15 protein-coding genes are annotated in these 12,462 nt (G+C 63.7%); 8 read left to right on the plus strand and 7 right to left on the minus strand.

What is annotated here, in order from left to right; genetic code table 11:
- Positions 1-16: 16 nt before the first annotated feature.
- The 7 genes from IG169_RS19680 to lptC form a co-directional block, all read right to left on the minus strand.
- On the minus strand, positions 17-775 hold the full coding sequence (locus IG169_RS19680; protein ID WP_193177973.1) for an SDR family NAD(P)-dependent oxidoreductase: 759 nt from the start codon (positions 773-775) through the stop codon (positions 17-19).
- A 131-nt stretch (positions 776-906) separates the two neighbouring features.
- Positions 907-1,371, minus strand: a complete 465-nt coding sequence (gene ptsN, locus IG169_RS19685; protein WP_193177974.1) for a PTS IIA-like nitrogen regulatory protein PtsN — start codon at positions 1,369-1,371, stop codon at positions 907-909.
- Positions 1,372-1,437: 66 nt separating this feature from the next.
- The gene (gene hpf, locus IG169_RS19690) at positions 1,438-2,019 is read right to left on the minus strand and encodes a ribosome hibernation-promoting factor, HPF/YfiA family (RefSeq protein ID WP_193177975.1); all 582 of its coding nucleotides are present in this window, start codon (positions 2,017-2,019) and stop codon (positions 1,438-1,440) included.
- A gap of 126 nt (positions 2,020-2,145) precedes the next feature.
- A complete protein-coding gene (gene rpoN, locus IG169_RS19695; RefSeq protein ID WP_193177976.1) occupies positions 2,146-3,690 on the minus strand; it encodes an RNA polymerase factor sigma-54 in 1,545 nt (514 codons plus the stop codon).
- A 136-nt stretch (positions 3,691-3,826) separates the two neighbouring features.
- On the minus strand, positions 3,827-4,567 hold the full coding sequence (gene lptB / locus IG169_RS19700; protein ID WP_246717471.1) for an LPS export ABC transporter ATP-binding protein: 741 nt from the start codon (positions 4,565-4,567) through the stop codon (positions 3,827-3,829).
- Between the two features lie 85 nt (positions 4,568-4,652).
- Positions 4,653-5,219 carry an LptA/OstA family protein gene (locus IG169_RS19705; protein WP_193177977.1) on the minus strand — a complete coding sequence of 189 codons (567 nt, stop codon included), beginning with the start codon at positions 5,217-5,219 and terminating at the stop codon, positions 4,653-4,655.
- Positions 5,220-5,233: 14 nt separating this feature from the next.
- A complete protein-coding gene (lptC, locus tag IG169_RS19710; RefSeq protein ID WP_193177978.1) occupies positions 5,234-5,941 on the minus strand; it encodes an LPS export ABC transporter periplasmic protein LptC in 708 nt (235 codons plus the stop codon).
- A 140-nt stretch (positions 5,942-6,081) separates the two neighbouring features.
- On the opposite strand from lptC, the gene sppA reads away from it, so the two are divergent.
- From sppA to acuI, 8 genes are all read left to right on the plus strand, one after another.
- On the plus strand, positions 6,082-7,035 hold the full coding sequence (sppA, locus tag IG169_RS19715) for a signal peptide peptidase SppA (protein WP_193177979.1): 954 nt from the start codon (positions 6,082-6,084) through the stop codon (positions 7,033-7,035).
- Between the two features lie 34 nt (positions 7,036-7,069).
- Positions 7,070-7,348, plus strand: coding sequence for an integration host factor subunit beta (locus IG169_RS19720; protein WP_193177980.1), 279 nt, complete (start codon positions 7,070-7,072; stop codon positions 7,346-7,348).
- Between the two features lie 53 nt (positions 7,349-7,401).
- Positions 7,402-7,746 carry a lipopolysaccharide assembly protein LapA domain-containing protein gene (locus IG169_RS19725; RefSeq protein ID WP_193177981.1) on the plus strand — a complete coding sequence of 115 codons (345 nt, stop codon included), beginning with the start codon at positions 7,402-7,404 and terminating at the stop codon, positions 7,744-7,746.
- A 13-nt stretch (positions 7,747-7,759) separates the two neighbouring features.
- Positions 7,760-8,713 (plus strand): bifunctional Delta(1)-pyrroline-2-carboxylate/Delta(1)-piperideine-2-carboxylate reductase, encoded by a 954-nt coding sequence (gene lhpI / locus IG169_RS19730; RefSeq protein ID WP_193177982.1) that lies wholly within the window; start codon positions 7,760-7,762, stop codon positions 8,711-8,713.
- A 228-nt stretch (positions 8,714-8,941) separates the two neighbouring features.
- Entirely contained in the window at positions 8,942-10,033 is a 1,092-nt protein-coding gene (locus tag IG169_RS19735) for an RsmD family RNA methyltransferase (protein ID WP_193177983.1), read from the plus strand.
- Positions 10,030-10,878, plus strand: a complete 849-nt coding sequence (locus IG169_RS19740; protein ID WP_193177984.1) for a TrmH family RNA methyltransferase — start codon at positions 10,030-10,032, stop codon at positions 10,876-10,878. The genes IG169_RS19735 and IG169_RS19740 overlap by 4 nt, the downstream gene beginning before the upstream one ends.
- Complete coding sequence (lspA, locus tag IG169_RS19745; RefSeq protein WP_193177985.1) at positions 10,875-11,360, plus strand: signal peptidase II; 486 nt, start codon at positions 10,875-10,877, stop codon at positions 11,358-11,360. Before IG169_RS19740 ends, lspA begins: the two co-directional genes overlap by 4 nt.
- Before the next feature lie 38 nt (positions 11,361-11,398).
- The gene (gene acuI, locus IG169_RS19750) at positions 11,399-12,394 is read left to right on the plus strand and encodes an acrylyl-CoA reductase (NADPH) (RefSeq protein WP_193177986.1); all 996 of its coding nucleotides are present in this window, start codon (positions 11,399-11,401) and stop codon (positions 12,392-12,394) included.
- Positions 12,395-12,462 lie beyond the last annotated feature (68 nt).

Consider the following 12,462-nt stretch of genomic DNA (forward strand, 5'->3'; position numbering starts at 1 on the left):
TGAGCGGATTGCGGGATCACATCATGCCTCCATCCGCGATCAGGATCTGTGCGCTAACCATGCGCGACGCCGTGGATGCCAGAAACAGGCACGGACCGACCATGTCTTCGGGCTGGATCGGCTCCCTGATGCACTGGCGCCCTATCATCGCTGCCAATCCCTCCTCGGTGACCCAGAGGTCCTTCTGACGCTGAGTCATGACCCAGCCGGGCGCGATCGCGTTGACCCGGATATTGTCGGGACCGAGCTTTCCGGCCATGCCCTTGGTCAGGCCGACGATGCCGGCCTTTGATGCCGTGTAGGCGGGCATGTCCCCGATGTTGAGCATGTAGGAGGTCGAGGTGAAATTGACGATCGCGCCGCCACCGGCCGCGCGCATGCCGGGCGCGACCGCCTGGATGGTGAAGAAATGCGGACGCAGGTTGATGGCGAGGTTGTTTTCCCAATAGGCCTCGTCGACCTGCTCGATCTCGTGGCGGTCGTCCCGAGCGGCGTTGTTGACGAGCACCGTGACGGGTCCGTGCGCCTTCGCGGCCCCGTCGACCGCGGCGCGCAGCGCGTCGATGTCGCGCAGATCGGCTTCGAGGAAAAGCGGCGCATGGGCCACATCGGGAGAGAGCCGCGCGACCAGCGCCTCGCTCGCCTGCTTCGCGACGTCGATGAATGCGACCTTTGCGCCCTGGGCGGCGAAACCCTCCGTCAGCGCGGCGCCGATCCCCGATCCGCCGCCGGTGATCAGGACGGACGCATCTTTCAGGTCTTCATAGATCGGCATTGCCACCTCCCGCTGTCTTTTCCCGCGCAAACCCACTGCGATCGGCAAGCGGGTACTTTCGCGGGCCGGACCATATACCACGACCGGAACGGCGGACAGACGGGCGGTGCGGAAATGCGCCGAAGCGTAAATCAGGCGGCGTTGGAGGCCTGTTCTTCGGTCAGGAAGGCATAAAGCGCGTCGGCATCGGAGGTGGCGCGCAGTTTGCCGATGCGGTTCGGATCGCGCAGCACGCGGGCGATGCGCGACAGCGCCTTGAGGTGATCCGCGCCGGCGCTTTCCGGCGCCAGCAGCAGGAACACGATGTCGACAGGCTGATCGTCCAGCGCCTCGAAATCGACCGGGGCATGCAGGCGCGCGAAGACGCCCGCGATGCGGTCGAAATTGGCGAATTTGCCGTGCGGAATGGCGATTCCCTTGCCGACGCCGGTCGAGCCGAGACGCTCACGCTGCAAGATCGTGTCGAAAATCGCCCGGGCGGAGATGCCCGTCAATTCCGATGCCTTTTCCGCGACTGCCTGGAGAAGCTGTTTCTTGGAGCTCACCCTCAAATCCGGGATGATCGCTTCCTGAGTGACAATATCACCGAGATCCATTCGTCTGTCCTTGCGGATAGTCCAAGCCAAGGCACGCGCAGTGTAACGCGTTTCGAACGATTACAACTAAGATTGCTTGATCGAGCCCGGATCTATCCAGCCAATGTTTCCGTCGGCGCGGCGGTATACGAGATTCACGTCCCCGCTGCCTGCATTGCGGAACACATATACCGGGTTGTCCTGCAGGTCCAGTTGCAAAACCGCGGAAGCCACGGGCATCGTAGCCAGTTGCATCGACCGCTCGGCGACCACGACGGGCGCGTAGTCGTCGGGAATGGCTTCGTCGTCGCTTTCGGGCAGAGCCTCGAGGACCCGGTAGGCGTATTCCTCGTTGCGCTGAGCGGCTTCCTCGCTGTTGTGGGACTTCAGCCGGCGCTTGTAGCGGCGAAGGCGTTTTTCGATCCGCTCGGCGGCGGCATCGAAACTGGCTTGCGGATCCAGAGCCTCACCCGTCGCCTGCAAGACGATGCCCGAGTCGAGATGCAGCATGCAGTCGGTCGTGAACCGCGACCCGGCCTTTTCCACAGTCACGTGACCGTTTGCACCGCGGTCGAAATATTTGGAAAGCGCCTCGTCGATTCGGTCCTCGATCCGGATACGAAAGGCGTCGCCAATATCCATGTGTTTTCCCGAAACGCGCAAACCCATTTGCAACTCCCATTGTTTTTGTCTTGAGGCGGCGAGCGCCCAAAGCACAGATTGGGCGAAAGAAGCAAGGCTGTGAAGACAGGCAGGCAGAAAAAAGACGGGCAATCGCGATACGTCGCGTCCGCCTCAGCCATTGGCGACGGCAAGGGCGCGCTTTTCCCGGCGGCGCTGGACCGAGGAGGCGATGTTCATGCCCTCGCGATATTTCGCCACGGTGCGCCGGGCGATGTCGATCCCTTCCTTGCGCAGCATCGTGACAAGCGAATCGTCGGAAAGCACCGCGTCGGGCGTTTCCTTGTCGATCAGGGCGCGGATGCGCTGGCGCACGGCTTCCGAGGAGTGGCTCTCGTCGGTGCCGTCGCTGGCTCCGATGGCGACGGTGAAGAAATAGCGGAACTCGAACATGCCGCGCGGGGTGAGCATGTATTTGTTCGCGCTGACGCGGCTGATCGTCGATTCGTGCATTCCGATCGCGTCGGCGACCATCTTCATCGTCATCGGCTTCAGTGCGCTGACGCCCTGGACGAGAAACGCGTCCTGCTGGCGCACGATCTCGGTCGCCACCTTGAGAATCGTGGTCGCGCGCTGGTCGAGACTGCGCTCCAGCCAGGTCGCGTTCTGCAGGCATTCGCTCATGAAGGTCTTCTCGTCGGGATTCAGGCCGGACCGCGAGATCTGTGTGTAGTAGTCGCGATTGACAAGGATGCGCGGCAGGGCGTCGGGATTGAGCTCGACACGCCAGGTCCGGTCGGCCGCCTCGCGCACCTCGACGTCGTAGATGATCGCCTCGGAGGCGGAATGTTCATAGGCAAGACCCGGCCGCGGATCGAGCGTGCGGATTTCGGCCAGCATGTCGACAAGATCGCCCTCGCCGACTCCGCAAATGCGCGACAAGGTTCGAAAATCGCGCTTCGCAAGCAGCGGCAGATTTTCGATCAGCGCCGCCATGGCGGGATCGAACCTGTCCTTGCGACGCAGCTGCAACGCGAGGCACTCGGCGAGATTGCGGGCGAAGACGCCGGGCGGATCCATCTGCTGCAACACGCCGAGGACGGCGTCGATGTCCTCGACCTCGCAGCCGAGCCGCTCGGCCAGCTCGTCGAAATCGACTTCGATGTAACCACTCGGATCGAGCGAATCGACGAGTTCATGGGCGATGGCGCGATCGGAGACAGTGCGCAGCGTCAGCGCGATCTGCTCGATCAGGTGATCGCGCAGCGACGTCGTGGCCGCGACGATCTCCTGGAAGTCGAAATCCGAATCCGGATTGGCGCTGAAATCGGTGCCGGTCGTCGCGCCTCTGTGCATGGCCGAAGCCGCGCCAGCCCCGGGATCGGCGTGGCCCGGATCATCCGGAAAGACATTGTCGAGCGAGGTGTCGAGACGGTCGGCGATCGTCGTTGCGCTGACTTCGAGTTCTTCCATCGACGACCAGTCGGACGCCAATTCGCTGTCGCCGATGTCATCCTGGGCCGGTGACGGATTGTCCGCGTCGGACGAATAGTCCTCGGCGCCTGTCGATTCCAGCAGCGGATTGTTCTCGATCTGCTCCTGCACGAAGCGATCGAGCTCAAGCTGCGTGAACTGCAACAGCCTGATCGACTGCAGAAGCTGCGGCGTCATCACCATCGACTGACTTTGACGCAAATTGAGTTTGGCCGATAATGCCATCCCCGTCTGTCCGAACCTCCTACCCGTTACCAAACTGGCCCGAAAATTGCTTATCACGGACCGGCTGTCAAACGGTTAAGCCGAACCGGCCAATACGGCAAGCGCTCCAGGCGGCGGGACAGGCCACTATCCGGTCTTAGAGGGAGAACTGTTCGCCCAGATAGAGGCGGCGGACATCGGGGTTGGCGATGATCTCGTCGGGCTTGCCCTGGGTCAGCACCTTGCCGGCATGAATGATGTAGGCGCGGTCGATCAGGCCGAGCGTCTCGCGCACATTGTGGTCGGTGATCAGCACGCCGATGCCGCGCTGGGTCAGATGGCGGACGAGTTGCTGGATATCGGACACGGCGATCGGATCGACGCCGGCAAAGGGCTCGTCGAGCAGCATGAAAGCGGGATCGGAGGCAAGCGCGCGGGCGATCTCGCAACGCCGGCGCTCGCCGCCGGACAGCGCGATGGAGGGCGCCTTGCGCAGATGGCCGATGGAAAATTCCTCGAGCAGCGCATCGAGCTTCTTCTGGCGCTCCCCGGCGCTTTTCTCGACGACTTCGAGCACCGCCATGATGTTCTTTTCGACTGACAACCCCCGGAAGATCGAGGCTTCCTGCGGCAGATAGCCGATACCGAGGCGGGCGCGCTGATACATCGGCATGGCCGTGACGTCATTGCCATCGATCAGGATATGGCCCTCGTCGACGGGCACGAGGCCGGTGACCATGTAGAAACAGGTGGTCTTGCCGGCACCGTTGGGCCCGAGCAGTCCGACGGCCTCGCCGGCGCGCACGCCCATGGTGGCACCGTCGACGACCTTGCGGCCGCGATAGCTCTTGGTCAGCCCGCGCGCGATCAGCGTGCCCTGCAGGTTGCGGCCGCGCAGGCCGGGCGTATCCGCTGGCTCGGCGGGGTCCGGCTTGCCGGCGCCGCGGCGGAAGAAATTCAGGCTGGACACCGTCGGGCGGCCCTCAATTGCCGCGCGCGGAGCGCGGCTGCAGCAGGATGGTCGGACGCGAACCGGCGTCACCGCAGCCGTGAAGCGTGGCGCGGCCGGTTTGCATCGCAACGGTCAGCTTGCAGCCGGTCGCGACATTGCCGTCCTGGGACAGCGTCACGCGCTTGCCGGAAAGAACCAACACCTGGGACTGCATGTTGAAGACGCCGGTGTCGCCGGTGGCGACCTGCGTACCTGACTGAATGTTGACGCCGCCGGTCGCTTCCAGCCGCTCGATCTGCGACGAGCTGGAAGTCATTGTGGCGCCGGTACCGTCCTTGAGGTAGTGGATCGTCAACTTGCCGGTGCGCAGAATGGTCGGCCCCTGGACGACGCTGACATTGCCGGTAAAGATCGCCACGCTCTTGTCCTCGAGGACCTCGAGTTTATCGCCCTCGATCTGAACCGGCTTGTCGCCGGTCAGCTGAAGCCCGGTATTGCGCGTCGTCTGCGCGTGCGCGACGCCGGGGGCGAGCACCGGGGCAATCAGCAGCAGCACGGCCAAAAAGGCCGGCATGCGGGAAGAGAGCTGTCTGCGCATGGTCGTTCCTTCGTTCATCCGCCCGAACCGGCATCGGGTCCCGCATCGGAAACCGTTGATTTGAATATGGCCGGCTGTACCACAAGTCTGACGCGACTTTCAAAGAGCAATCGTGCGCCATTGTCATCGATCTGCAAGCGATCGGCTTCGATAACGACACCGGGCATGGAAATGCGCACCGGATCGGAGGTCGTGAGCGAACCGGCAGCGAGATCGATCGCCGCCGAGCCGAAATTTGCGCGCATGCCGTCGGTGGTTTTGACAGCGAGCGATTCCTTGAAGTCGAGCGTGTTGGCTTCGGAGTTCAAGACACCGCCGGGCGCCGTGACCTGGGCGCTGACGCCGTTTTCCATCGGCAAAGTGGCCTGGATGTGTTCGAGGTTGATGATGCCGGTTCCCGTCAGGTCCTGAATTGCGCGCGCAGCGCGCACCGAATAGGGTTTGTCGTCTGTGGTGAAGCCGTCGACCTTGGGATTGGCCATGACCAGCTTGCCATCGCGGATGGTTCCGCCGGACAGGTCGAGGGAAACGCCAGGGGCGATACGTTGCAGCCACATGTAGCCGCCCGCGACGAAAATGATCGCGACCGCGATCACCGGCAGCGCGAGCTTGGCGAAGCGGACCCGGCCGGAATGTGAGCGGGCACTGCGGTATGCGCGCTGGCGATCCCCGCCGCGCATTTGCGCCACGCCGCTGCCGCCGATTTTGTCATTTCCGTGCATCAAATGATCTCGCCAAGCCGCCAATGCGCCAATATGGTGATTCCCGAATATCGCCATGAAGTGGTAATGCGTCGGCAAAACGCAAGTTTTCGCCGGCTCCGCATTCGTTCAAGAAACAGGAAAACAGCTCCGGGAACACCATGTCCGATCATTTCGCCGACGACATCATCGACCGCAGACGGCTGCGGCGCAAACTGACTTTCTGGCGTGTCGCGGCCGTCGTGGTAACGCTTGTCTGCCTTTTCGCGATCGCCTACGCCTCCATGACCGAGGAACATTTCGGCGAAAAATCGCGGCCGCATATCGCCAAGGTTAAAATCGAGGGCACGATCCTCGAGGACGAGGCGCTTCTCGGCGTGTTGAAGGAAATCGGCAAGAGCGAGGCGGTCAAAGGCGTCATTCTCTCGGTTGATTCGCCCGGCGGAACAACGGCCGGCGGCGAAGCCATTTTCGATGCGGTACGCAAGATCGCCGCTGACAAGCCGGTCGTCGCCCAGGTCGGCACTCTGGCGGCGTCCGCCGGCTACATGATCGCTTCGGCGGCCGACCACATCATCGCGCGCCAGACCTCGATCGTCGGCTCGATCGGCGTGCTGGTGCAGTATCCGAACCTCACCAAGCTGCTCGACAATGTCGGCGTCGACGTGCGCACGATCAAGTCGAGCCCGCTCAAGGCCGAGCCGGGCATGTTCGACGAGCCGCCGCCCGGCGCCGAAGAGATGATCCGGCGGATGATTCTCGACAGCTACGCATGGTTCAAGAACCTGGTGAAGGATCGGCGCGGGCTCACCGACGCGGAAATCTCCACGCTCGCCGACGGCTCGGTCTTCACCGGCCGTCAGGCGCTCGAGCGCAAGCTGGTCGACGGGCTCGGCGGCGAGGAAGCCGCCAAGGACTGGCTGGTTTCGAAAGGCATCGATGCCGATCTCAAGGTCGTCGAATGGAAGAAACCGGCGCCGGCGGGCGGACTGTTCTGGGCGCGCGCCATGGCGAACTGGTTCGGTTTCGACCTCGGGAAAAAATCCGCCGCCGAGGCGATTTCGCAACGTCTTCTCCTTGACGGTCTGATTTCGGTTTGGCACGTTGGCCGCTGAATGCCGGCATGTCCGACCGGACGGAGGGGCCGCCTTGATCAAATCCGAACTGGTTCAAATCATCGCCAACAGGAATCCGCACCTGTTCCAGCGCGACGTTGAAAATATCGTCAATGCGGTGTTCGACGAAATCACGGACAGCCTGTCACACGGCAACCGGGTGGAACTGCGCGGATTTGGCGCATTCTCGGTGAAGAACCGGCCCGCACGGGAGGGAAGAAACCCGCGTACCGGCGAAAAGGTGGCCGTCGAGGAGAAATGGGTGCCTTTCTTCAAGACGGGCAAGGAACTGCGCGAGCGGCTCAACAAGTAACCGCGTATGCGCCGGGCTTGACAGTCCCGGCGGCTTGCTGGAGTTGATACGCCATGATCCGGCGGCTGATTTCAATTTTCATCCTCATTCCCCTGGCGATCGTGCTGATCGCGCTCGCGGTGGCGAATCGCGGCTCGGCACCGCTGCATTTCGACGTGTTTAATCCGCAGAATCCGGCGCTGACCGTCAATGCGCCGATGTTCATCTGGCTGTTCGCCGCAGCGGCAATCGGCATCATCGCCGGCGGCGTTGGCGCCTGGATCGCGCAGGGCAAGCACCGCAAGCGCGAACGCCGCTACAGGAAGGAGGCCGACAGCCTGCGTTTCGAGGTCGAGGACACCAAGCGCAAGGCGGGCACCGACACAGAGGCCGGCAAGTCGCTCGTCCTGTCGCGCTGAACCGGGACATTTCATGAAATTCATTTCCGCCGAAGACCTCGACCGCCTTTTCACCTTCGAAAAAGTGATCGATGCGCTGGGGCAAGCCTTCGCGACCGGCGTCAACGCGCCGATGCGCCACCACCACACGATCGAGCGGACCGGCGGCGCCGACCAGACGCTGTTATTGATGCCCGCATGGAGCAAGGACGTCACCGACGGCCATATCGGCGTCAAGATCGCGACCGTGACGCCGGACAACGGCAAGATTTCCCTGCCCGCCGTGATGGCCTCCTACATCCTGATGGACGGCAAGACCGGCGCGCCGCAGACGCTGATCGATGGAACCCGGTTGACGCTGTGGCGCACATCCTGCGCCTCGGCGCTTGCTGCGCGCTATCTGGCGCCGAAAGATCCCAACACGCTGCTGGTCGTCGGTGCGGGCGAACTGGCGCCGTTCCTTGCCCGCGCGCATGCCAGCGTGCGGCCGTACAAGCGAATCGTCGTGTGGAACCGGTCCGCCGGAAACGCCGAGAAACTGGCGGCGGCGCTGCAGGCGGACGGGTTCGACGCCAGCGCCACGACCGACCTCGACGCAGCCGTACCGCAGGCCGACACGATCGCCGCGGCGACACTCTCCGGCGTTCCGCTGATCAAGGGCGCGCTGGTGAAACAGGGCACGCATATCGATCTCGTCGGCGCGTTCACGCCGCAAATGCGCGAGAGCGACGACGACTGCATCCGCCGCGCCTCGATCTTCGTCGACACCTACGAGGGCGCGACGAAGGAAGGCGGCGACATCGTCCAGCCATTGAAGACCGGCGTGATGAGCGAAAAGGACATCAAGGCGGACCTGCACGCGCTTTCTTCCGGCACGCATGGCGGCCGGGCCGGCGACGACGAGATCACGCTATTCAAATCGACCGGGGCGGCGCTGGAAGACCTCGCGGCGGCGACCCTAGCCGCGGAGCTTTCAGCCGAAAACTGACCCGATCAGTTCGCCGATCACGAAAAGCAGAACGCAGAGCGCAAGCCCCCGGAAAAAGACGATCGTCACGTTCTCGCGGCAAGGCTTCGGCATCGGCCCCTCTCTCCCAACAGAGATGGATTATCGGAGCAGGCCGCCCGTAGCGTCGATGATGGCAAAGGCCCGTCTTGGTTTTCACCAGCGAATGTTCCATAGACACCGCCTGACGCAATTTCATTGGCCCCGACCTTGGCGAAGAGCGACCCGAAGAGAAAACACCGGCCGAAGAACCGCCCCTCGTCGGCGCCCGCGCGCAAGGATGGCGACGGGCGTCCTGGCGGGTTCCGTCCGCGGCCGAAACATGCTCAGCCCGCCGTCAAGGCGGAGCCGGCCGAGCAGCGCGCGCCGCGCCAGCCGCGCAAAGGCGCCGTACCGCCGGGCGAAGCGCCGCTGATCCTCGAAACGACGGCCGACGCCAATTACGCCCTGCTCGACAGCGGCGACGGCGAGAAGCTGGAACGCTACGGCCCCTACCGGATCATCCGGCCCGAAGCGCAGGCGATCTGGGCAAAGAAACTGCCGCAGGACGAATGGGCGGCGGCAGACGCGGCCTTTACCGGCGACACGGACGAGGAAGGGCTCGGACGCTGGCGCTTTCCGGGCAAGCCGCTCGACGAAACCTGGGAGATGGCGTTCGACGGCATTCCCTATTTCGGCCGCTTCACCTCGTTTCGCCATGTCGGCGTCTTTCCCGAACAGGCGGTCCATTGGCGCGACATGGCAACGCGCATCGGCAAGGCCGGCCGGCAACTGCGTGTCCTCAACCTGTTCGGCTATACGGGCGTCGCCTCGCTGGTCGCGGCGGACGCCGGCGCGCATGTAACGCATGTCGACGCCTCGAAGAAGGCGATCACCTGGGCGCGCGAGAACCAGGAACTGGCGAAACTTTCCGACCGGCCGATCCGCTGGATCTGCGAGGACGCCCTGAAATTCGTGCAGCGCGAGGCGCGGCGCGGCAATTCCTACGACATCATCCTGCTCGATCCGCCCGCTTACGGGCGCGGGCCCGCCGGCGAGATCTGGCAATTGTTCGAGAACCTGGCCGAGATGCTCGACACATGCCGCGACATCCTGTCGGACAGGCCGGTGATGATGACGCTGACAGCCTACGCGATTCGCGCCTCCTTCTTCGCCATGCACGAGATGATGCGCGACGTGTTCACCGGCTTTTCGCATGACGGCCTGATCCAGTCGGGCGAGCTGATCATCCGCGAGGAGGCGAGCGACCGGGCGCTGTCGACGTCGCTCTACAGCCGCTGGATCGCGGAGGAGACGCCATGAGCACACCGATCAGCGCACCGGGCCGGGTAAGGGAAATCACCAGCCTGACCAATCCGATCATCAAGGACATCAGGCTGCTGGAAAAGAAGCGGCACCGCGACGAGACCGGGCTGTTCCTCGCCGAGGGCATGAAGCTCGTCATCGACGCCATCGAGAACGGCTGGACGATCCGTACGCTGATCTATTCCAAAGCCGGCAGGGGACAGGAAAACGTCGAAAAACTCGCCGCGCGCTGCCTGGCGCAAGGCGCCGACGTGCTGATCGTCTCGGAAAAGGTCCTCGGCACGATCGCGCGGCGCGACAATCCGCAGATGGTGATGGGCGTGTTCGAACAGCGCTGGACGGCGCCGGCGGCGATCAAACCGGCCGGCAACGACGTCTGGGTGGCGCTCGACCGGGTGCGCGATCCGGGCAATCTCGGCACGATCATCCGCACCGCCGACGCCGCGGGCGCCAAGGGCGTGGTCCTGGTCGGACAGACGACCGACCCGTTCGCCACCGAAACCGTGCGCGCGACGATGGGTTCGGTCTTCGCGGTGCCGCTGACCCGCATGAGCGAGGCGGAGTTCATCTCCTTCGCCAAGGCCTGGCCGGGGATGGTCGCCGGAACCCATCTGAAGGGCGCCGTCGATTACCGCGAGCCCGACTACACGAAAGAGCCGGTGCTGCTGCTGATGGGCAACGAGCAGGCCGGCATGACCGACGACCTCGCGGACGCCTGTTCGACGCTGATCAAGATTCCGCAGGCCGGCCGGGCCGATTCGCTCAATCTCGCCATCGCCACCGGCGTGTGCCTGTTCGAGGTCCGCCGGCACGCACTCAATTTCGACGGAGACGACGCATGAAACGGCCGTTGACCGCCTTTTCCGTGATCGCGGCAATTGTCGCCGTCGACCAAGTGGCCAAGCTGGCCGTCGAGCGCTTGATGGCCTATCAGCAGCCGATCGACCTGCTGCCGTTTTTCGCGCTTTACCGCACACACAACCAGGGCATCGCCTTTTCGATGCTGTGGGGCCTCGGTCCGGCGGCGCTGATCGCCATCAGCCTCGCCGTCATAGCGTTCGTCCTGTGGCTGTGGCGCGGTAGCCCGGCGTCGCGCGTGCTGTCGCATTTCGGCTACGCGCTGATCATCGGCGGCGCCCTCGGCAACCTGATCGACCGGGCGGCCTTCGGATATGTGATCGACTATTTCCTGTTTCACACGCCGGTCTGGTCGTTTGCCGTGTTCAATCTTGCCGATGCGGCGATCACCGTCGGCGCCGGCCTGATCATATTGGACGAATTGCTTTCCTGGCGGCGCGACCGGGCGGTTGAAAAGCTGGACTGAGCGATATTTTCTGAGAAGTTCAAACTGGGAGAAGCAACATGCCAGATACATTCAAGGCCATCATGGTCTCACGCGACGAGGACAAGAAGCAGTCGGTCGGTGTGGAAACCCTGACCGTCGATGACCTGATGGAGGGCGATGTCGTCGTTTCGGTGGAAGCGACCACCGTCAACTACAAGGACGGGCTGGCGATCACCGGCAAGTCTCCGGTGGTGCGGCACTGGCCGATGATCCCGGGCGTTGATTTCGCCGGAACCGTCGAAAGCTCCGATCATCCGGACTGGAAGCCCGGCGACAAGGTGATCCTCAACGGCTGGGGAACGGGCGAAACCCATTACGGCGCCTATGCCGGCAAGTCGCGCGTCAAAGGCGACTGGCTGATCGCGCTGCCGGAGGGCATGAGCGCGCATGACGCGATGGCGGTCGGCACCGCCGGCTATACGGCGATGCTGTGCGTGCTGGCGCTCGAACGCCACGGCATTACGCCGGAACGCGGCCCCGTGGCTGTCACCGGATCTTCCGGCGGCGTCGGCTCCGTCGCCATCTCGATCCTCGCGAAGCTCGGCTATCACGTCATCGCCTCGACGGGCCGCACCTCGGAAGAGAACTATCTGAAGGGGCTGGGCGCCGCCGAGATCATCGACCGCAACGAGCTGTCCGAGCCCGGCCGGCCGCTCGGCAAGGAACGCTGGGCGGCGGCTATCGATTCGGTCGGCTCGCACACGCTCGCCAATCTTCTGGCGCAGACGCAGTATGGCGGCGCGGTTGCCGCCTGCGGGCTGGCGCAAGGCTTCGATCTGCCGACGACCGTGATGCCGTTCATCCTGCGAGGCGTCTCGCTTCTCGGCATCGATTCGGTGATGGCACCGAAGGCGCTGCGCGAAGAGGCCTGGGCCCGAATCAAGACCGATCTCGACGCGTCGAAGCTGGCGAGCCTGTCGAAAACCATCGGTTTCGACGAGATTATCGAGACCGCGCATGCAATCCTCGACGGCAAGGTGCGCGGACGGGTCGTCGTCGACATGAAGGGGTAAGCCCTCACCCGAATCATAACGGCACGCTTGGTTAAAGTTTTAGCGTCGGGCGAAACGCGATTCTAACC

The organism is Oricola nitratireducens, assembly GCF_014904745.1.
Taxonomy (GTDB): Bacteria; Pseudomonadota; Alphaproteobacteria; order Rhizobiales; family Rhizobiaceae; genus Oricola; species Oricola nitratireducens.